The sequence below is a fragment of the Acinetobacter puyangensis genome (genome assembly GCF_900096995.1).
Classification (GTDB): domain Bacteria; phylum Pseudomonadota; class Gammaproteobacteria; order Pseudomonadales; family Moraxellaceae; genus Acinetobacter; species Acinetobacter puyangensis.
This window is the reverse complement of record NZ_OANT01000002.1, coordinates 406,706-426,339: the sequence shown is the minus strand read 5'-3', so window position 1 is coordinate 426,339 and position 19,634 is coordinate 406,706. Positions and strand designations below refer to the sequence as shown.

Here is a 19,634-nt window from a genome sequence, read left to right as displayed (position 1 = left end):
TAGCTTTTGTCTCGTCCCTGTTCAATCGCCCATGCATAATCCAGTACACCTTTAAAGCAATGCCGACGGTCACTAATACGTTTTCGAAGAATTTGGAGGTCAGCATTAAATCGGTGGATATCAATATCTACCTCATAGGGATAACTGACATCGACACGTACCAGTAGTAATTTACAATGTCTATCCAATAACGCTTCAAAGTTGTCTTTAAGGACAATAAAATTACGTCGGCGTTGTCGTTTATGCTTTTTAATAAAAGCTTGATGTTCGTCCAATAGGCCATCACAGAAATTGAGAAAATTAGACCGTGAATGGAACAATGATCTATTTGAGCTTGTTCTACATGTAAGCCTTGATGAACTATGAATCGACATCAAGTCAAAGTAAGCTTGTAACATGGGTGAATATTCAAGGTCAGGATCATAAATATTAGTAGCAACTTCCCAATAATCTTCAAGTTCGTATTGAACTTCTTTCCAATGATATTTGTCAGAACAAATATCCAGCATCAAGTCTTCGATCTGAATGAGTATTTCATTGTGATTCATGTAAGTATCTCCTATGGTCCTAACCCATAGGAGAGATGACTCTGTAATTAACTACCCAAGGGTTTGATGAATCAGAAATGAAAATTCTTTAATACCAATCATGAGATTTTCTAATCTTAGATTTTTAGAAAGAAATAATTTATAGTTGTACACTCGTATGATTTATAGATTTTTTTTAGCGAACATGGTTTTGAATACATACTGAGTACATATGGATTTATAAGTTATGTAATTATAATTAAATTTATATCCCAGCGATTTTTTAAGTCATATGTACAATGAGAGGTTAAGGAGATAAAGCAGTAAAGCTCGATGGGAGAGGGATTTGAAGCTATCAGATGTTACTAATTATAAGCCCTATTCAAGTTCAAAATACAAACAAGAATTAAGGCTCTCTAAATTTATATGTACTGGCTCAAATCTGATCAGACAGTTACCCATTTTTTAATGTGCCTGTCAGGTTAAATTTGAGCTAAATTCTTCTCAGCCCAAATTCTCTTTCCATCAAGTAATGTTTCTAGCGGTGTTCGACCACAGCACATTTTGCCTTGATGAGTTCGTTCAGTATTATAGAATTTTAGCCATTCGTCCAGATCAGACTGCAAATCTTCTAGAGTACTATACAATTTTTTCCTAAAAGTAATTTGATAAAACTCCTGTAAGATCGTCTTGTGGAAACGCTCACAAATCCCATTCGTTTGAGGGGATGCTGCTCTGGTTTTCGTGTGATCAATATCATTAATCGCTAAATACAGCTCATAATCATGTTGTTCTACCTTCCCACAATATTCTGTGCCCCTGTCTGTCAGGATACGAAGCATGGGTAAGTTTTGAGTTTGATAGAATGGTAGAACCCGATCATTCAACAAATCAGCAGCTGTAATGGGCGTTTTGGTTGTATAGAGCTTGCAATGAACAACCTTGCTATAGGTATCAATAAACGTTTGTTGATAGATGCGTCCAACACCTTTGAGATTACCAACGTAAAACGTATCCTGTGCACCCAGATAACCTGGATGGGCTGTTTCAATTTCACCACAGGCTACGTCATCTTCATGCTTACGTTCAAGTGCTGCAATCTGATGATCATTCAATTCAATACCATCTCGTGCTACCTTGGCTTCCAACGCTTTTAGTCGTTTCTTAAAGTTCTCAAGCTCATGGCGCAACCAAATCGAACGGACACCACTTCCTGAAACGAATACTCCGTTCTTGCGTAGTTCATTACTGGTACGATGCTGACCATAAGCTGGATATTGGATTGCAAAATCAATAACGGCTTGTTCTGTGGCATCATCTACACGATTTTTTAAGTTAGGAACCCGCCTGGATTTATTGATGAGCGCATCAACATCTCCTGACTGGACTAACTCTTGATAACGATAGAAGGTGTCTCTTGAAACACCCATGACTTTACAGGCTTTAGAAACATTCTGAAGTTCTTCAGCCAAATTGAGCAAGCCTACTTTGTGTTTGATGATTTGGTTGTTAGTATGCAACATAAGAAAGTTACCTTTGTTTGATTAAGATTCGACACCTTTATCAAAACGGGTAACTTTCTCTTTTTCAAGAGCAGTGTCCGATCAGATTGAGACTATTCCAATTTATACCAGTATATCTGTTCTATGTAGGCACAACACTAACTTTGCTTAACTCTTCCAATCCTCCCATTCATTATAAACAACTTAACTTTTTTGTCCTCGCTTAAAACGGTTTTTAATGTCGTCAGAGTAATTCACATCAAATGTTTCCATATACACAAAGTAAGGCAAAATACGATCTTCAAAAAACGCTCTTTTTACCTTATCATCTGTTTCAATAATCAATTCTGCTGGTATGTCCCACGCCTTACTTTGCATAACAGGAATAGGATAAAGCTTTAGAATAGGTTTCCGATCCCCAAAAATTTCGGAATTCTCATTTAGTATCATTCGCATGTATTCAAGGAATTCAGCAGGAATGTCCCGAAGCTTTGCTTTTTGATCATCTTGTTCAGGTATATCTATGAGAGAGCTAGCATCCAGAATAATAATCATATCCTGTATAAGGTTTTGGGTAATAAAATTTTCTTTCCAAAAGTACAAGAAATCCAAATACCCCTTGAAGCCCTGTGGTCTAACTGCTTTTTTATTTACTATGCCAAAAAACTTCTGGAATTGCTCATAAGGCACTTTACTATTTTTAAGTTTTAATTGTATTTGAAAACGATATAGAACAATATTTTTTTGTTTATACCTTCTGAAATAGTCAATAGCCTCCTGCAGTTGTTGCGACCGTTTAATCCAGTCTTTAGTCATCGCAATAGAGCTTGGTTTGACGATTTCAGTATCAGGTTCAACAAATCCAGCTCTTGGACGATGATCCCTTGTATTAGGTTGAAACTTACCTCTCCGAGCAAAACCTACCAGTTCAATAAACAGATCACTTAACTCTTTTAATGACTCAGGATTTGCGTCCCTTTTTATGATTTTAAATCCACTAAATTTTTTGATTGAAGGATCTTGGTGCCAAAAGAAATCTGCAAGAAGTTGCACATTGCGGGTGAAGTAACCTCCGTTCAATTGTTTTATAAAGTCCATTTCGCTCCAAAGAAATAAAAACTCTCGACCTAAACGAGTCACTCTTTGTTCTAACTGTTTGGAACTTTCAAGCTTTATCTGTGGCATTTGCTCTTTAGAATATAAAAATGCAGGCGTACTTTGCTGTAATAAAGTCAGCATAAAAACTTCTATCCGCATTAAAGTCTGTAAGTTCCGGCTATCCCCCACAAGAAGCCGTTGTAGATACGAATTTGTTTTATGATGTTTAACTGGAAAATCATTATACTCAGCTTCAAGTTCCCGATATAAAATATCTACAACCTGTAAATATTCTTTCGCAAATTGGTCAGCCTTAATGCTCAATGCTAGACCATTATTATCTTGGGCAACTAAATCCTCTAGTAATAGATAGTGCTGTTCCTTATTTTTTTGCCTAGCCAACAACCGTTGTTTTCTTGGTTGGTCACTACGCTGAGGCTGATTGAATAACTTTTTAAACCGCTCATCCGCTACTAACTGTTCAATGATTGCCCCTGCAAGATCATCGATAGATTGGCTAACTTGCTCAGTTAAGATATTATTTAAACCACTACTTGCACTATCTTCTGCCACATCTAGTGCATCATTCTGCATTATTTTTTCCTGATCCATATATTATGCTCTTAAGGGTAATAAACAAAACTACAATAAGAATTCAAAGCCAGTAAACCATTAATTCCCATTAATTTTCTATACAATTCTCAGATATTTTTACATTAATTCCAAGTTCTTATTTCTTATTTATCAGGAAAATTAAGACTAAGTATTAGATGAATATAGGCCAAAATCTTATACGAGATACAAATGGTAGGGATTAACATAGATTCAGTGGTTAAAATATTTGATTACATATCTTGAACAAAACAGTTAGCTAGCTTAAAACTTTTGAGACCACTAAAATCCTATCAAAAGTTAAAAGTTATTTTTATTTTTCAAAAGTGATGAATAACCTACAAATCTAAACAACTGTCCAAAAGCTTCTAACTTCTTCCAACAGAAACCAAACTAATCAAAAATTTTATGTGGGCTATTATGTGGGTTAAAATTTTAGACATAAAAAAACCTGTTATATTTCAACAGGTTTTTTTGAATATTGGCAGAGGATCAAGGACTCGAACCTATTTTAATACTATTTAATTATACTCTATCATATTACATGCCTTATAAATCAATGCATTACAATAGCTATCTCAAATAGTGTATCATTGTATTTGATAGAAGTCTGTCAAAAATCCTGTCAAATCTATAGAGTATAAATATCAGTTTTCACTTATTTCTGCTCTCTAAGCGGATTCTCAGGTTCCTTGTTCGGTTTTTTCTCAGGTTTTGAATTCTGATAAGAGTCCTGATTTCCTTTGTCATCATTGGATTCTTTTTGCTCATTTAACTCTTGATCTGATTTGTTAGTCATGTTTATTTTCCTCGGGTATATGATTAACTAATAAATATGATATCTAGCGTTAGCAATCCATTATATTTATGTAGTGGTTTAATGAAGCATCAGATACAATTTTGAACGTCACAGATAGTCGCATTACTGATTATCAACCTCTTTTTTTAATTTGAATTTTTATTCCTCATTGTTTAATATTTGCCTTGAATTTGTAACGAAATCAAATTATGAGACCTTGGTATATAAAAAAAGATGGCAAATATTTAACAACGTCAATTGAAGTTATTGAAGAATATCAGGATTATTCTGATATTTCTGAAATGCACCTAACAATACGACGATTTGATAGCAATAAAGATATAGCAAAACAATTTGGGACTCAGAGTGATGCACAATATTATATTTGCAAGAATCGGTTGAGATATGTGGACGTGGTGAGAGAATAAAAAGTAACTTTACCTTATTGTTTTAAGGAGCATTTTTCTTTTCTTCAGGGTTTATATTGATATTAATACCAGTTGTACTTTGATTGTGAACTTTTTTCATATCATCAAATTCAGTAAATCCATTTTTATGGAAAACTGCATTGGAATTACATATGATACAAATTAAACTACCAATTATTAAAATACCGAGAAATAGCATTGCTTTTGTATACAGTGACCAATTAACAATATTACCTAGCGTGTTAGTAAACCATGTCCATACAGCTTTTATGGATATTTCTTTTTCATTTAAAGTAGTTTCATCTTTTTCTTCAAATCTATTTATTGAACTTATCCAAGTTGTAAGCATCCGTACAAGTGTTAATAAACATGCCATAAGGAAAGATACTACAAATACTAAAAAGGATAACCTTGAATTATCTTCAAGCAATTTCACTGTAGAACTTATTAAATTAATCCCACCAAATACCGTGATAATAATTGTCGCAAAAATACCTAAAATTGAAACGTAATTTGCGACCATGCCTTGAGTAAGTTTTTTAGCTTTACCAGCTTGTTTTTTTGCATATGTAGCATCTTTCTCAGCCTGTTTCGCAATTTTAGAAGCATCTTCCGATATTTTTTGAATATAATTTTTTTGAGTTGTTGCCAAATATATATGCTGTTTGAATTTATAAAAACATTTATGTGTTGGATGTTTGTTACTCGAATCATTAGGAAACTTTTTTATGCATAATTTTTCAACTTGTCCCATTAAAGATTCAAGATCATCAATATTTATATCACCATTGTATTGGTAAATAAACTCAGTAATATCATCATATGGAATATCAAAGTTTGGCAAGCATTTTCTAATTTTAACTACTTCCTCAAATGCCTCCAATAAACTTTGAATAGCTTCTTTACTGGCTGGGCTGGTAATTAGGCGCTTAAGAAATTCATCTAAAATATTTCCTTGTATTTCCACCTACCAGCCCCTATATTTTAAATCATTTATTACCAAAGTAATTAATTAGCTCTTCATCAGAATAAACTAAGCCCTTAATTCCACTTAAAATATCAGACTCAAATTTTTTCCAAGGGATTTCTTTATGAGTTTTTTCTACTAAATCGAAAGGAGCCATATCAATATATTGATTAATTGTAGCTTTAATTTCATCTGCCACTAAAGAATTTTCTATAATTCTTTTATTAAACGGAATAATTTCAAAACTAAACCCTCCATCAGCTCTATCAGTAAACTTATAATTGTCTACTGTAGCATCTATATGCGAAGTACCATAGGTTTTAAAACTATGATAAACACGATTCACAACAGGTCCAAATTTCCATTTTTCAATAGAATCATCAAATAACTTATAATTATGCTTAGTTAAACAATTTACATAAACATAATACAATATTTTTTGTAGCTTAATTGGCGTTAAATTTTTATACTTCATTTCATTATTTGCATAGTCAACAATGAAATTTGCAATGTCTAATGCTGAAAATCTAACATTATCGTTATTCATAATACACCTCACCTGTTTAATATTTACCATTATTTTAAAAATTTTTATTACAATTAATGGCACATCATTGTCGGTATTCTACAAGGTGAAAATAAAGAATTGATACAGAGGTTAGATGAAGAGTGCTAACCTCACGGATATGCATGTTCATAGTGTCCTCCTTAAGATAAAAACACCTTGGCAACTAGTTGGTCGTCAAGGTTTGTTATTAGTATAGTATATACAACGTTTGTTGTGAGCAATGATTATTTCGCACAATTTAATAAAAAACCGCACAAATTAGCGTAACGTTACACGTCTTATACTAACGTTAGCAACTTCGTCTAATGATTCCGTTAATACACCGCATATGAAGTTCATATAGACTATCAATCAGTACAGCTCATCATGACGTTTGTAATAAAGTAAAGCTTGTCTAACATTAGAAGCAATATAATTTTTGCTATATTTATCGTTTAAAGCATGATTAACTCACCACTTATAGTGAATGATGGTCCTCTTTCCGGTTGAAATTAATGCAGGTGTTATGATGTGCGCAAACTTTAAACCTATTGCCAAAATACAGGCATATCAGCTGGATATGTTTGAGCCGACTTTTGATTATAGAGATGACATCTACCCTGGCTATACTTCACCTATTATTTTTAAAAGTGAATCTGGCTGGGAATGGCGAGAGGCGCAGTTTGGATTAGTACCGAAATGGACAGACGATAAGAAATTTAGCCGCTTTACATATAATGCTCGGACCGAAACTGTAGCATCGAAACCAAGTTTTCGTGAATCTTGGGCAAGATCTCAATTCTGTTTAATCCCGGTTCAAAAAATCTATGAACCCAAATATATAAATGGAAAAGCACACAGCTATGGCATTGAACGCAAAGATGGTGAAATCTTCACAATAGCCGGCCTATATGAAATCACAAAAATTGAAGATGAAATAATTCGATCATTTACTATGCTCACTGTAAATGCAGAACATCATGACATGATGAAGCAGTTTCATAAACCGGAAGATGAAAAGAGATCCGTTGTAGTGGTACCAAAAGATTTACGAGATGACTGGCTTTCATCTAATAAGCAGAATGCCGGTGAATTTTTTAAATTATTTGATATTGAACAATATAAACAAGAACTAAAGCCTTAAATCTTAAAACTAAAACATGAAATTTAAACATTGCGCATAATATTGTTGTTTTATGCATTAAATTTAAATATCATGACTAAATTATTAATTGGAGTAATTATTTATGGCTTTTAGAGCAGATGAAGAAATTCATGATGGTAAAGAGTCGGCTAAAAGATATTTATTATCAAACTTAACCGACTTAAGTGATGTAGAGAAGGCTAAAAGTTCTGTTTTTTTAGAAAACTTATTTGAAGAGTTGGGGCCTATAATTGATTGGTATCCAGAATGGCACCCTTTAATTAACACCAATAAAAGAAAGCGGGAAGTTATTGTGCCCCATAGAGATTGTGGCTATGAAGGATTGGATCATAGTGTTTTCTTTGCACATGGATTTATAACATGTCCATATGATGATGGACAAAAAGTAATTGACTCAGTTGAAGAGTTAAAGAGTACTGGAGCATTTATCAAAGCAGAAAGAATAAATGTGAAACTATATAATTCTTCAGCAACCCCTATAAAAGTGACATGTCATTGGTATGGTGATATTCATCAAGATGGGACTATATCATTGCCTACAGTTATGCCATTACTATTAGACAAAGCTATTCAATATTCAAAATATAGTGATTTTTCAGAGTCATGGGAAACTATCACTCCCTATCTTTTAGGTAAGCCACATGGCAAAAGATCATCGTTGTTCGTAAACCAAGAAACTGGACAAGCGATTAAAAAAGTATGGGAATTATTGGTAAAATCAGGAATGTTTGGTCCGAATAGGTAAAATTAAATACTATTGAACCGCCTTAACAAGCGCACCATGCCTGATTTTACAATCATTATACTTTGCTACCGTATCTACAGCCCATAGCATTACAGACTTACCATCGGTACCGTTTATGGTTTGTAGATATGCACAAGGTTGAGTTAAATTACTCGGGATTGTCGGCTTTGATAAGACTGTTGAGTTGCTGCAAGCCGCCATCATCAAAACAATTGTTAAGGTACACAGGACGTTCAACGATTTTTTGAACTTCACGTGTAACTGTTTCAACTTTGATTTGTTGTTCTGCTTTTGCTGCTTCATAGTCTGCGCTCACTTGATTTGCCTGATTTTGTGCTTTTAATAAAGCCTCTTGCTGTGCCTGTTCAATTTTCTGAATTTTTGTAGTGCATTCTGCGGCAGCTTCATTCAGTTTTTTTGATAGATGATTAGTGTACGCAATCTGGATTACGTACAATACCGATAAAATAAGGATCACAACCCAGCGTTTATTCAGTAGAATCCAAGTCATTTCAATTTACCCCAATACACTTGTTATATCGATCTAGTTGCCTGGTCCACACACCATAGCAATTATTTGATCGCACAGAGCAATCACGCTTTGCAACATATTTCCATTTCAATAACGACTTACATGCTGCGACGTATTGCCCTGCTTTTAAATTTTTAAGCATTGAAGAATTTTTCCAACTCGCTAGACCAAATTGGTAAACAAAGTCGTTATACAAGTCATATTCCTGCTCAGATAATTTCACACCAGATAAACTTTGGTTAAAACCTTTCTGATTTTTATTCATATGATCTTTCAAGAAATATGCAGCTTCTTGCTTAGTAATGGCTTTATCGGTCATTTTGACTTTTTGGCCATTGGGATAAACAGTAGTACCATGACCAATTGTTGGCACATCGCCTTTGGTTGGAATCACCGGCTTAGAGGTGAATCCTTCGTATCCAGCAGTAAAAGCTACTCCACCTAAACTTACAGCCGACACCAAGGTTACAATATATTTAGTTTTATTTTGCATCACACTCCCCCTTTAATTCTTTTACTTTTAATTGATGAATTTCATCCGCACGTTTGTTCTCGAGTTTTTTGTAATGCCAATTGATTAAGAAACTCAAAACACTGACAAGCAAACCACCAATACCCACAGACACACCAATAATGGTGATCGGATCTAAACTGGTAACCCACCCAAGAAAAGTAACTGAACCACCCACTACTGCTGTTTTTGAAGAGGCGCTTGTTACAGCTGCACTTGCCTCTATTGCGGTTTGGGCATGATCTGCTGACATGCTTTATCCCCTTTCATCTCATAAATTAAGTCGTTCTTCGATAGACATAATTATGAGTTGATGAAATAAAGGGGTTTATCGCATGTTCCAGATTTACATTAATTCAAGATGAACTATTGATATTGTTAAGTGCCTTAATTATTTCATTGGCAATTTTATAAAGTGTTTGTTGTTTTTCAGCTTCGTACTTGCGTTCCTGTTTCACAATCTTATAAGCATCTGAATCATAAAAAATCGATGCAAAACTGATTGGGGAATCAAGTGCATGATTTAATTGCATGCCAGAATCTTTACTGAGTTTGAATGCTGTTTCCATAACGCAACTCGTCCACGTCTTTGACGAATCCGATAAAAGCGGCAGAGGGGCAAAATCGAAGCGGCGCATCATCTGTACCTCTTACGACAAAGCCTTGATCATTGACAGCTAAATCCACAACGGTACATAGTAAATCATTTAGATCAGCATATACCTGATAATGCTGTTCAAACTCACTTTGTGGAAGTGACTTTAGATATTCCAAACGTTCCAGAAAATGTATTTCAAAGTCGTTTTCTTCTGGATCCGGAAAAGCATCTAATTTTTCATGCTTATCGTATTTAAGTTGTATGGCCATAGCACAGGCAATCCATTCCGCAACACTTTTGCATTTTGATTCTAAATATTCAGCTTCAAATCCTGACATTTGACGTACTACAGCCCCTTTAACTGATATTTCTGGTAACCAGTCGGTATTCAATTTAGGTAAATATTGCTGCATGTCAATATTAATGGATAACAGTGTATTGGTCTGTTTTTCTAAATATTTGAGCAATATTGCATAGCGTTCTTGTACAAACATTTTTAAGGGATCCTGATCACTGACCAAGACATTACGTAAAAATTCAGTTATACGTTTTTCATTTAAGTCTTTTTGAATGACTGATACTTTCAATGCCTCATTGAATGTTAGTTCTTTCAATTGATAAAGATTTGGTCCGATTTTTACATCATCAAAGGTGATCATAATTGTTCCTTATTTATATAAATCTACGATATCTTGTTTATCCCATGCGGTCAGAGTAATGACATTCACCTGAACGGTTACTGCCAATCGATTACCATTGCTGTCTATAGGTGCATTTAAAGGGGCATGGACACTCTCTATAATGAGAGGCTTATACGTTTTGCCATGTAAAGTTAGAGAAACAAATGGAGGGATTTCACTGGGATATAATCCTGATAATCCATCTTTAGAAACACTTGTAATTAATGAGTCGTCATATAGAAATTTTGGCAAGGCCCATTGCTGGAGTATTGAAATTGGCTTTTCGACTTCTTCACGGGCATCTTTAATAGCTATAAATGAAAGACTTAAACTCAATCTTACAGATGCTGTTGATAAAAAAACTTGTTGGGTATTAACTTTAGTAAGATTAGTTTTACCGACTAATCCATTTAAACCATTTCTTAATGTAGATGTGAGTGGATCAATAGCATCAGTAATTTTTTTAGCATAATCACCTGCAAGATTGCTAACGACCTTCCCTCCCGCCTCTAACATTTCACCGGATTGAATTCCAGCCATCAAAGTTGGCAATTTATTTTCCGGATTGGAGTTTTCAAAAGGGGTTTGCCACTGACTTTCAATACTCATATCACCATCTGTAAACATACCTTTGACTGTGGTTTTGTCTTCCGAAGCCTTTCCTTCTTTATCGCATAGGGCGAAAGTCGCAATTAACTTATCTGAAAGCGCTTCAATTAGAAGACTGTTAGTACTTGTTGGCAGTTCTGCATATTTACTGTTTGCAGCAGTAGCATTTGTAATGAAATCGTCACTCATAAAAATACCCTATTTGTTTAGGGTATTTTTTCAGGTGGATTGATGCTGAAATATGCAGGGTTCCAGAAGTAAAAATGCCACCCAAAGGTGGCCAAGTTATAATTTAAAAAATTAACCTTGTATCAAATAAGGAAACTGAGGCTGTAAATCTATTTCAGGTTGAGTAATCTCACCTTCATAAACAGGCTTTTCCTCCTGCCAAGACCGCATATCACGAGCCGAACAACTTACATGCTCTTTTTTACTTTTATGCTCAAGGCTAACTTGATTGTATCTCACCCATTTTGATTGGACAACTTGAGTTAATTGTTCTGCCATCCAGGTAAACGCATTAATAAAATCTATGTTGGTTTTCATAGCCTTTTCACCAGTGAAGTCCATGACAAGCAACATAAATCCATCCTTAGAAATTCGATAAAGGGTGTACTTCTTGTTGTGTCTCCTATCTTTTTGTTTTCAAAGGTTAATCCAAAATTGGATTTAACAAATTCTTAGCCACAATGATTAATAATTTTTAATATCTCGCATTACATAGCTGTGTGTTTTATCAAAAGCATCTGCCACTGCATAGCTGGTGGTAGTTGGTTCACCATTTTAGTTTGATACCAAGCCTCGCATGGTTAAGCTGGTCATCATGTTCATAAGTAGATATCTAACCGTCTATAGATGACAGGCAAGAAAATGGATGGTATCTATACATTTTCTTTTCGATGTACGGTCTAGCCTGTACATCAATCATAGAAAAGCGTAAATAATGGTTTTGTAGTGGGTTCCAAAGAAAAGCCCTGTTTATGCAGGGCTATAAATCAATTCATTTGAGCTTCTGAAAGACTACTCAATAAATTAAAAAATTGAGGTCTAGAATCTTGAGTTAATTTATGACGAGGGAATTCACCCAATAATTTCACAGCTTCTTCGGGATCTAGTTGAGAGGTAAAAGGAACAGGCAATTGTATGAAGCATGTTTTGTTTGTTGCAACAGCTGTATCTAAAACATTTTTGACTTCGTTGTAGCGCGGCTTTCTTTGCGCAGTCAAGAAAAGTCCATCAAATAAAATATAAGTCTCTTTTAAAGCAGGCATTTTAAGTTTAACAATTGCTCCCAAAAGGGGCAGATTCGTATCAGGACCATCGTCACGACTAAAACCATGAGTTGGTGTTCTATGCGTTGCAAAAAGAGTAACTTCTTCACAAAAAGAATGATTTAAATATTCAATTAAATTACTGCAATTATCTGTCGTATTTCCAACTTTATATCTAAATGCAGAATATTTTTTTTCATTGTTGTAAATTGCTGCAAGATTATGAGCATGAGGAAGGTATTGCTTACATGCTTTTGTTATGTAATCTGATCGAGAAGAAAACAAATTTGTATTGTGTACTTTATGTTTTAAGAAATCATCAATTTTTCTTATTAAAAAAATCGGCATCGTTACATTGATTTTTTCCGTTTTTTCGCTATATATCGATGTATCGATTGTGATTACATGGAAGAAAACATCTTTATCACGATTTTTAAACATGATTGTTGACATTTCCGCAGGCTCTGGAATTTCAGTTCCTTGATCGCTTAAAAAATCAAAATATTCAAGAGTTTTTTCATGAATCTTTTTTATAGCTTCTTCATAACTTGAACCAGTCGCATTAATTGTTGATTGTTCAAAAAGAGTTGCGTCATAAATATCTTTTTTAAACAATGATTTATATTCAAAAACCTTTACGATAACTGTGTAATTTTTCACAAATACCTCCTTAAATCTTAAAAATTAAAAATTTGGATTACTAATAATATAGTATCTATTAATATTTTATTGTCAATAACCATAAAAGTATTATTTTAAACAAATAAATTTAAGATATCGTTATCACTAGCAATACAAATATAACTCTTATATTTAATTATTTTAGATTTATAGGGTTGTATGAATATCGAGTAATTTTTTACCTATCTTAAGATTAAGATATAATATTGTGATTTCTATAACAGTTGATGCAAAGCATTGTTTTAACTTAACATATTGAGCTACCATGCTAATCCCATACCTTTGACAATCGGACGTATGGCAGTATAAGGTTGGTTATTGTGCTCTACTATTAATAACTCGTAAGCATGAAACGGCATTGTGATCTGTGTTAAAATATTTATATCAGTTTTACTGATAGAAGGTTGAGAGAAGACCTGTTACCATCTAAAGTTCTCGGGGAGTTTTATTTTGACAAGATTATCATGTCATTAAAATTGGTATTCCATAGTGTTATTACCATGTCAAATTAATTTAAGGTCATTTTCAATGAATGATATAAAGACTGGTAGAGCCGTTTCTCAAGATGACTGGAAACGCACACAAGTTCGCATGCCACAAGAACAATATGAGGCAATAATGACTTATGCTGAAACCCATAACTTATCTTTAAATACCGCAATGCTTGAGCTTATGGAGATAGGTCTAAAATCAAAAGAGGAAGGTAAATCAGGCCGATCAATTTATTTTATGGATGTGAATTGTGTTGAAGAATACCCTAAGCAGCCACAACACGAACGCACTTCACGTGCTGAGCAAATGATTTCAAGACTATTTTATGAGCATCCAGAGTACCAACTCATTAATATTGAAACTTTGAATAATGGTGAAAAAATTCGATATTGGTATTCTATTCCTAGAAGTGAAAGCTTTAGGGACTAACAATAAAGTCTTTTCTACATTTAGAATTTGCGTTACGATACTAATTTCATTTATATGCAATCTTACTAAGTCAAGCTTAGTAGAACTGAACCAAATTTAAGGTTATATAAACTATATGAGTACTAAGATAAAAAAATTAACAATTGATAATTTGTTTGGTTACACAAATATTGATTGGGAATTAAAAGATGTTAACGTCTTAGTTGGAAAAAATGGGTTAGGAAAGTCTACAATACTTCGTTTAATTAGTACTGCTCTCACCCAAGAGCCCATAGATGATGAGTTAAAGCTATGTGATAAGGTCAATGTTGAATTTGATAATGGAGATTCAACATTTGCAACTTCAAAGTTTAATCTTCCAGATGATATTTTTAAAAAGGCTTTAAAAGAATTTATTGATTCAAATGAACTTGAAAAACAATTATTAAATAAACTCGAAAAATCTCAACGTAAAAATTTTGCGCTATTAAAAGATAAAATTAGATTAGAGCTAACTCAAAATTTAGCAAAACAGGATTTAAATTTAGATAAAATAGAATCCTATCAGTTTAAAAAAAATAAAAATAAATACAATACAGAATTTATTTCAACTGTAAATATGAGTGCAAATTCAATTAATAGTATTCGAACAAGTGATGGTCGTATTTCAAATTTCCTTGATTTCGAAATTAAAAATGAATTAGAACGCTTATTAAGCAAAAATGCATCTTTGCAAGAGGATTTAATAGACTCTTTAAATTTCTTCTTTAAAGAGTCTCAGAAGACAGTTGAAATATTGGATAATAACCTAATTATTAATCTTAAAAACTCTGAGTCTATAAAATATAAAAACCTATCTTCTGGTGAACGACAAATTATTTATATTTTCTTAAAGGTAATTAATGCTAATACTAATAATTCAATTATTTTAATGGATGAACCTGAAATATCATTACATTTATCATGGCAAGAATCTCTACTATCTCAAATAAGAAAAGTTAATAAGAATAGTCAGATTATTATCGTGACTCATAGCCCTGCTATAGTTATGAATGGATGGATGGACAGCTTCATTGATATTAAAGATATTATAAGTGAGTCTTAATAATGTCCGATTTTATAAAGTATCTAACAAATCCAAACTATATTGGTGCTTATAATGCAAGCAAGGAAGGTAATAAAGATGCTGCTGAGAAGGGAATAGTCTATATAGAAGATGATTCAGATCAAGTGTTTTGGGAAAAGTTTATAAACTCTTACTTTCCAAATAAATACAATGTCCAAGCATCAATCGCAGATCGCCCAGGAGAAAGAGGTAAACGAGCATTAGAAAAACTGTATACAGATGCAAATATCAAAGCTTTATGTGCTGTAGATGCAGACTATGATCTTATTTGTCCTGACTCTAATATCCCATACTCTCAAGATGTAATTAATAATAAATTTGTCATTCATACTTTTGGCTTTAGTCGAGAAAGTGCATTATTAGATAAACATCATTTAAATAATTTCTTCAAATCTATAAAATATACTATTGAACACAATATTGACATAGATTCATTTATTAAAAAACTGTCTATTCTAACTTTCAAGGGATTAGTTCATTTCTCCCATGAATTAAATTCAGGGAATAAACTTGGACTTATTGCAGATGAATTTCATAACTGTTTTAATATTCTGGACAAACAAATTGTTAAAGATGATCTAACATTAGATGAAAGCTTAATGCAAATAATTGATAGTAATTTAAATAATTATTTTTCACAATTAGTATTTTCTGAAAATGATTTAAATGAATCAAAAAAATATCTATTCGATCTAGATATTAATGAAAGTAACTCTTATCGTTTTATATCTGGTCATACAATGTATAATTTAGTTAAAAAAATACACAATCAGTTACTAGATACTCTTTTTAGCATGGAGTTGATTAAAATTAAATCTGAATATGAAGGACAAGCAATTAATGACAGGATTAAACAATTTAAGAATACTTTCAAAATGCAATCTGCGATTGAAACATTTTGTCAATGTTACCCAATTCAAACCGATGATGAAATCCATTCTAGAATTAGTAAGCTAGTTTCTGAAATTGCGTCATAAAAAGCACCCCCCTAGGTGCTTTCTTCCACCACCCTTAAAACTCTTGTTTTTTTGGGAATCTCCATATTAACCAAATTTTCAAGAAAACTTACATTCACATCCAAAGCTTGAGCTATATCCTCTGCAAAGATTTTCTTTTTTGCCAACATAGTAAAACAAGCTTGAAGTAATTCAGGCTTTTCCTCTGGAATTAAGTGATCTTCTTTTTCAGTGATGCCCTCGCCTGTTTTTTTCAAGTAAATCACACCACTTGTATATTGCTCTTGAGTTAACAATCCCAATTGCTTTGCACGATATAAAATAGCAGCCTTACTTACCTTCCATGTCTGCTTAAACTCACCTAACTTTGTCCAGTTGTAACGACCATTTCTGTACCAAGTAGGAAAGTGCGTACGCATCATTACTTGTGGAATTAACAAAGCAGAAGCAAAGTGATTTGCTTGTGATTCAGTTAATCTATCACCAGTAACAATACCATCATGAAGAACAAGATGACCAAGCTCGTGAGCTAAATCAAAACGCTGGCGACATACACTTTCTTTTGCTTCATTACGCACAAAAACTGGACGCTTTGTGGCTAAAGATAAAGCATCTACTTCTTTAGATATAGATGAAAATGTAGTCACAATAACGCCATGTGTTTCACATAAACGAACCATATTACTAATGGGTCCTAAACCTAAGCCCCATTTTTCACGACATTGTTCAGCAATAAATTCAATTACAGGGTTCTGAGCAATCGGCTCATCTTCTGAACTGTGAATATCATATTTTGGCAATTTTAGCTTTGAATCCAGATATTCGATCAATCGCTTTATATATTCACCTCTGGCTATAACAATCTGTTTAAAAGAAACTTTGGCAGTACGATTACCTCTAAAATGAATCTGGTCTTCCTGTAAAACAGGTTTTAGTTGCATAAAAAAAGACTGTGGCACATTAAAGTAATGCGCCACCTTGTCAATAAATTGATCATTGGGTAAGGTTTGCCCAGTTTCAACTTTATGAAGATATTGACGTGTATAGTCCAGCTTGCCGCCTAACTCTTCTAAAGATAATTCATTGAATTGTCTAAGAAGCTTTAGCTCCAAGCCATTAAACTCTGTTGCCATGGCTAGTCATCTTACAATTAGTTGTTTACAGCTTCGGAATCATCATCCTTATCACTATCGTGATCTGGATCTTCAACTAACGGTGAACCAAGTTCCACCGAATTTGGAGTTTCTGGTTCGACTAAATGAATATAATTCAAATCAGTAATGCTACTTGAATCCCAATATGCAACCACTTCATTTGCCAAGTTATAACCTGCAAAAACAACTATTGGTTCATCATCTAATGTTTTGGGCTCATTTAAGATAAATCGCCAAAATTGAGGTTGTTGATCATCAAGTGGAAATAAACTCATACTTTGCAATTGCTGCATGAGATATTTCTTTTTCTTTGGATTATCAAAATCATCTTTGAGAAATCTGATATTTGCATTACCGATTTGAAAAATGAATTTTAATGAACCATCAACCAGATGGACATCAACCGGGCATTGTCTTTTCATTATTAAGTTTAGAAAACGATTACGGGTCCGATCAAAAATACTGGTGCCTCGCCCATAATTTGAATCATCTTCAGTACTTAATACATCAAGAATATCCGTGTAAATATTCAACATATGTTGGGCAAAAAAACTAACCACTTCATCAGTCAGTTGAGGTTCAAAATAAGAAGGATGATGTCTTTCCATAAAAAGTATCCGCAATAAAAAAGTGAAATGTTGGGTTAAGATGAATTTATTGCTATTTTTATGATTTGTCAACCAACTTTTATTGCAAAAATTCAAGTTTGTCAACTAGAAGCTTCTTAAGTGAGCATGTATGAACCTTGGTCTTTCTTTATTCTAATCGATTTAAAATTGCTTGGAGAATATTTACAGCTTGATCTTGGGTAATTTCAGATTCTGAAAGGCCATCAAACATTCCTAACGCTTTATCATCATAATTACCCTGATAGACCTGCATAGCATAATTTACAGCATCAATTACACTTACTGGCTCTGGCTCACCAAAAAGACCAAAATTCTGTTTATCCAGACCAGTTTTTTCTACATATTCCGCCATAGCTTCAAAGAATGTAGATAATTTTTTAGCACTACGGTTATTCTCAGCTATAAATACTGCCAGTTCGGCCACTCCCTCAGGCAAATCACCGAACAATCCCTGCTGTTTAACAAATTCTGTGATTTCCTGGTGATTTCGCCGTGCAGCCATAATGGCATTGGTTGCATCAATAATGGCATTCATCACTTTTTCATCAAGTGATTGTTCCATACCATCAATTATCTGACTTGAAATATCCTCAATTTGAGCACGACTTACTGCCTGTGCCTCAATAAACTTAGGTGCAGATACCGCTAGTGCATTAATCATATTCTGCATTTCCGGCTTACTGTGATCTGCCATCATCTCCAGTAACCGGTCATCGTTATAAGCTTTTGCAAAAATTGCCTGTTTAACGCGGGTTACAAAAGACTGTGTAAAATTGCCATTACTATCACGATATTGTGCGCTTTCGGTATCGCCCAATTTATCCATAAAACCAGCAAGAAATTTTCGGTTACTGACAGCCATTAAGTCGCCATCATCACTTGGCATAAACAGCATTAGCAACTGCTCATCAATACGTTTTGCATCAGATTTCGCACGTTCTGTTGCGGTGTAACTTAATTTGTCATCCTGATTGGCTTCTATTGCGAATTGTATCCGGTCAACTTGGGTAACGCGGATACGCACTAAAATTGGCTTTTCAATGGCTTGGACCTGTTCTTGACTAAAGCCAAAATATTCTGCTTCCTCTTCTAGCCATTCCCGATAGTCATCAGCCATACCACGTTCATAGGCAAGTTTAATTGCCATGGTTCGACCATTCCCAGATTCCACAATCAAATCATCACCTACAATCGGCGCACCGGTATCTGCCCGACCAGTACGTCCCAGACTTTCAGGATCCAGATCATTTGCAGTTTTTTGCACCCATGCTTGTGAGCTATCTCGGCCACGATCCCGTGGTTGCAATTCTTGAGGATAATTTGGATTTTCAGCACCTGAGGCTGTATGTGAGGCAATGACATTATCAATATCAAGTAAAGCAAAAACAGTATTTATTTTAGTACCTTTGGCAGTTTTGACCTTATTGTTGCGGCCTTTGAAAACGCCATTCTGGGCAATATTGATTAATTCATGCTGTAATTGACTATGAATATACTGCAATGTAGCAATAGGATTTTGCTGAATTTGCTCTTCTGAAAATTTTTTAGACATAATAAAGCCACAATATCAAGAAACTATCGCTATTGTGGCTTAGTC

The 19,634-nt window shown here is 33.8% G+C and carries 21 protein-coding genes and 3 pseudogenes; 5 read left to right on the top strand and 19 right to left on the bottom strand.

Annotation, left to right across the window (positions count from 1 at the left end):
- The 6 genes and pseudogenes from CRO21_RS06530 to CRO21_RS06505 form a co-directional block, all read right to left on the bottom strand.
- Positions 1–548, bottom strand: a pseudogene (locus CRO21_RS06530) (inovirus-type Gp2 protein); the annotation flags it as partial.
- A 461-nt stretch (positions 549–1,009) separates the two neighbouring features.
- On the bottom strand, positions 1,010–2,050 hold the full coding sequence (locus CRO21_RS06525; protein ID WP_097078508.1) for an IS481 family transposase: 1,041 nt from the start codon (positions 2,048–2,050) through the stop codon (positions 1,010–1,012).
- Positions 2,051–2,233: 183 nt separating this feature from the next.
- Positions 2,234–3,739 carry a hypothetical protein gene (locus tag CRO21_RS06520; RefSeq protein ID WP_097078507.1) on the bottom strand — a complete coding sequence of 502 codons (1,506 nt, stop codon included), beginning with the start codon at positions 3,737–3,739 and terminating at the stop codon, positions 2,234–2,236.
- Positions 3,740–4,397: 658 nt separating this feature from the next.
- A complete protein-coding gene (locus tag CRO21_RS17540; protein ID WP_171293997.1) occupies positions 4,398–4,538 on the bottom strand; it encodes a hypothetical protein in 141 nt (46 codons plus the stop codon).
- Between the two features lie 450 nt (positions 4,539–4,988).
- Positions 4,989–5,933, bottom strand: a complete 945-nt coding sequence (locus tag CRO21_RS06510) for an MFS transporter (protein ID WP_097078505.1) — start codon at positions 5,931–5,933, stop codon at positions 4,989–4,991.
- A 22-nt stretch (positions 5,934–5,955) separates the two neighbouring features.
- Positions 5,956–6,480 (bottom strand): Panacea domain-containing protein, encoded by a 525-nt coding sequence (locus CRO21_RS06505; protein ID WP_097078504.1) that lies wholly within the window; start codon positions 6,478–6,480, stop codon positions 5,956–5,958.
- 529 nt (positions 6,481–7,009) lie between these two features.
- Between CRO21_RS06505 and CRO21_RS06500 the strand changes: the two genes are divergently transcribed.
- Positions 7,010–7,624: an SOS response-associated peptidase gene (locus CRO21_RS06500; RefSeq protein ID WP_097078537.1), complete on the top strand. Its 615-nt coding sequence runs from the start codon at positions 7,010–7,012 to the stop codon at positions 7,622–7,624.
- Between the two features lie 103 nt (positions 7,625–7,727).
- Positions 7,728–8,390 carry a hypothetical protein gene (locus CRO21_RS06495; protein ID WP_097078503.1) on the top strand — a complete coding sequence of 221 codons (663 nt, stop codon included), beginning with the start codon at positions 7,728–7,730 and terminating at the stop codon, positions 8,388–8,390.
- A gap of 148 nt (positions 8,391–8,538) precedes the next feature.
- Here the strand turns inward: CRO21_RS06495 and CRO21_RS06485 are convergent, their stop codons facing one another.
- From CRO21_RS06485 to CRO21_RS06445, 10 genes and pseudogenes are all read right to left on the bottom strand, one after another.
- Positions 8,539–8,901, bottom strand: coding sequence for a hypothetical protein (locus CRO21_RS06485; RefSeq protein ID WP_097078501.1), 363 nt, complete (start codon positions 8,899–8,901; stop codon positions 8,539–8,541).
- A gap of 1 nt (position 8,902) precedes the next feature.
- Positions 8,903–9,415, bottom strand: coding sequence for a glycoside hydrolase family protein (locus CRO21_RS06480; RefSeq protein WP_097078500.1), 513 nt, complete (start codon positions 9,413–9,415; stop codon positions 8,903–8,905).
- Complete coding sequence (locus CRO21_RS06475) at positions 9,405–9,686, bottom strand: holin (RefSeq protein WP_097078499.1); 282 nt, start codon at positions 9,684–9,686, stop codon at positions 9,405–9,407. Before CRO21_RS06475 ends, CRO21_RS06480 begins: the two co-directional genes overlap by 11 nt.
- 103 nt (positions 9,687–9,789) lie before the next feature.
- Positions 9,790–10,002, bottom strand: coding sequence for a hypothetical protein (locus CRO21_RS06470; RefSeq protein ID WP_097078498.1), 213 nt, complete (start codon positions 10,000–10,002; stop codon positions 9,790–9,792).
- Entirely contained in the window at positions 9,977–10,690 is a 714-nt protein-coding gene (locus CRO21_RS06465; protein ID WP_228150379.1) for a hypothetical protein, read from the bottom strand. Before CRO21_RS06465 ends, CRO21_RS06470 begins: the two co-directional genes overlap by 26 nt.
- A gap of 9 nt (positions 10,691–10,699) precedes the next feature.
- Positions 10,700–11,509, bottom strand: coding sequence for a hypothetical protein (locus tag CRO21_RS06460; protein ID WP_097078496.1), 810 nt, complete (start codon positions 11,507–11,509; stop codon positions 10,700–10,702).
- Positions 11,510–11,620: 111 nt separating this feature from the next.
- Positions 11,621–11,845 carry a hypothetical protein gene (locus CRO21_RS17665; RefSeq protein WP_378234954.1) on the bottom strand — a complete coding sequence of 75 codons (225 nt, stop codon included), beginning with the start codon at positions 11,843–11,845 and terminating at the stop codon, positions 11,621–11,623.
- A pseudogene (locus CRO21_RS17890) lies at positions 11,834–11,938 on the bottom strand (Rha family transcriptional regulator); the annotation flags it as partial. The gene CRO21_RS17665 and the pseudogene CRO21_RS17890, both read right to left, overlap by 12 nt.
- A gap of 377 nt (positions 11,939–12,315) precedes the next feature.
- Positions 12,316–13,251 (bottom strand): type II toxin-antitoxin system HicB family antitoxin, encoded by a 936-nt coding sequence (locus CRO21_RS06450; protein WP_097078494.1) that lies wholly within the window; start codon positions 13,249–13,251, stop codon positions 12,316–12,318.
- Between the two features lie 231 nt (positions 13,252–13,482).
- A pseudogene (locus tag CRO21_RS06445) lies at positions 13,483–13,631 on the bottom strand (phage antirepressor N-terminal domain-containing protein); the annotation flags it as partial.
- 169 nt (positions 13,632–13,800) lie between these two features.
- Here CRO21_RS06445 and CRO21_RS06440 point away from each other — a divergent pair.
- The 3 genes from CRO21_RS06440 (at position 13,801) to CRO21_RS06430 (ending at position 16,275) form a co-directional block, all read left to right on the top strand.
- Complete coding sequence (locus CRO21_RS06440; RefSeq protein ID WP_097078492.1) at positions 13,801–14,193, top strand: hypothetical protein; 393 nt, start codon at positions 13,801–13,803, stop codon at positions 14,191–14,193.
- A 115-nt stretch (positions 14,194–14,308) separates the two neighbouring features.
- Entirely contained in the window at positions 14,309–15,277 is a 969-nt protein-coding gene (locus tag CRO21_RS06435) for an AAA family ATPase (protein ID WP_097078491.1), read from the top strand.
- Between the two features lie 2 nt (positions 15,278–15,279).
- Positions 15,280–16,275, top strand: coding sequence for a DUF4435 domain-containing protein (locus CRO21_RS06430; protein WP_097078490.1), 996 nt, complete (start codon positions 15,280–15,282; stop codon positions 16,273–16,275).
- Positions 16,276–16,286: 11 nt separating this feature from the next.
- On the opposite strand, the gene CRO21_RS06425 is transcribed toward CRO21_RS06430, so the two are convergent.
- The 3 genes from CRO21_RS06425 to CRO21_RS06415 form a co-directional block, all read right to left on the bottom strand.
- Positions 16,287–17,387 (bottom strand): XRE family transcriptional regulator, encoded by a 1,101-nt coding sequence (locus CRO21_RS06425; protein ID WP_097078489.1) that lies wholly within the window; start codon positions 17,385–17,387, stop codon positions 16,287–16,289.
- 17 nt (positions 17,388–17,404) lie between these two features.
- Positions 17,405–18,016 carry a hypothetical protein gene (locus tag CRO21_RS06420; RefSeq protein ID WP_097078488.1) on the bottom strand — a complete coding sequence of 204 codons (612 nt, stop codon included), beginning with the start codon at positions 18,014–18,016 and terminating at the stop codon, positions 17,405–17,407.
- A gap of 148 nt (positions 18,017–18,164) precedes the next feature.
- Positions 18,165–19,589: a hypothetical protein gene (locus CRO21_RS06415; RefSeq protein WP_171293996.1), complete on the bottom strand. Its 1,425-nt coding sequence runs from the start codon at positions 19,587–19,589 to the stop codon at positions 18,165–18,167.
- Positions 19,590–19,634 lie beyond the last annotated feature (45 nt).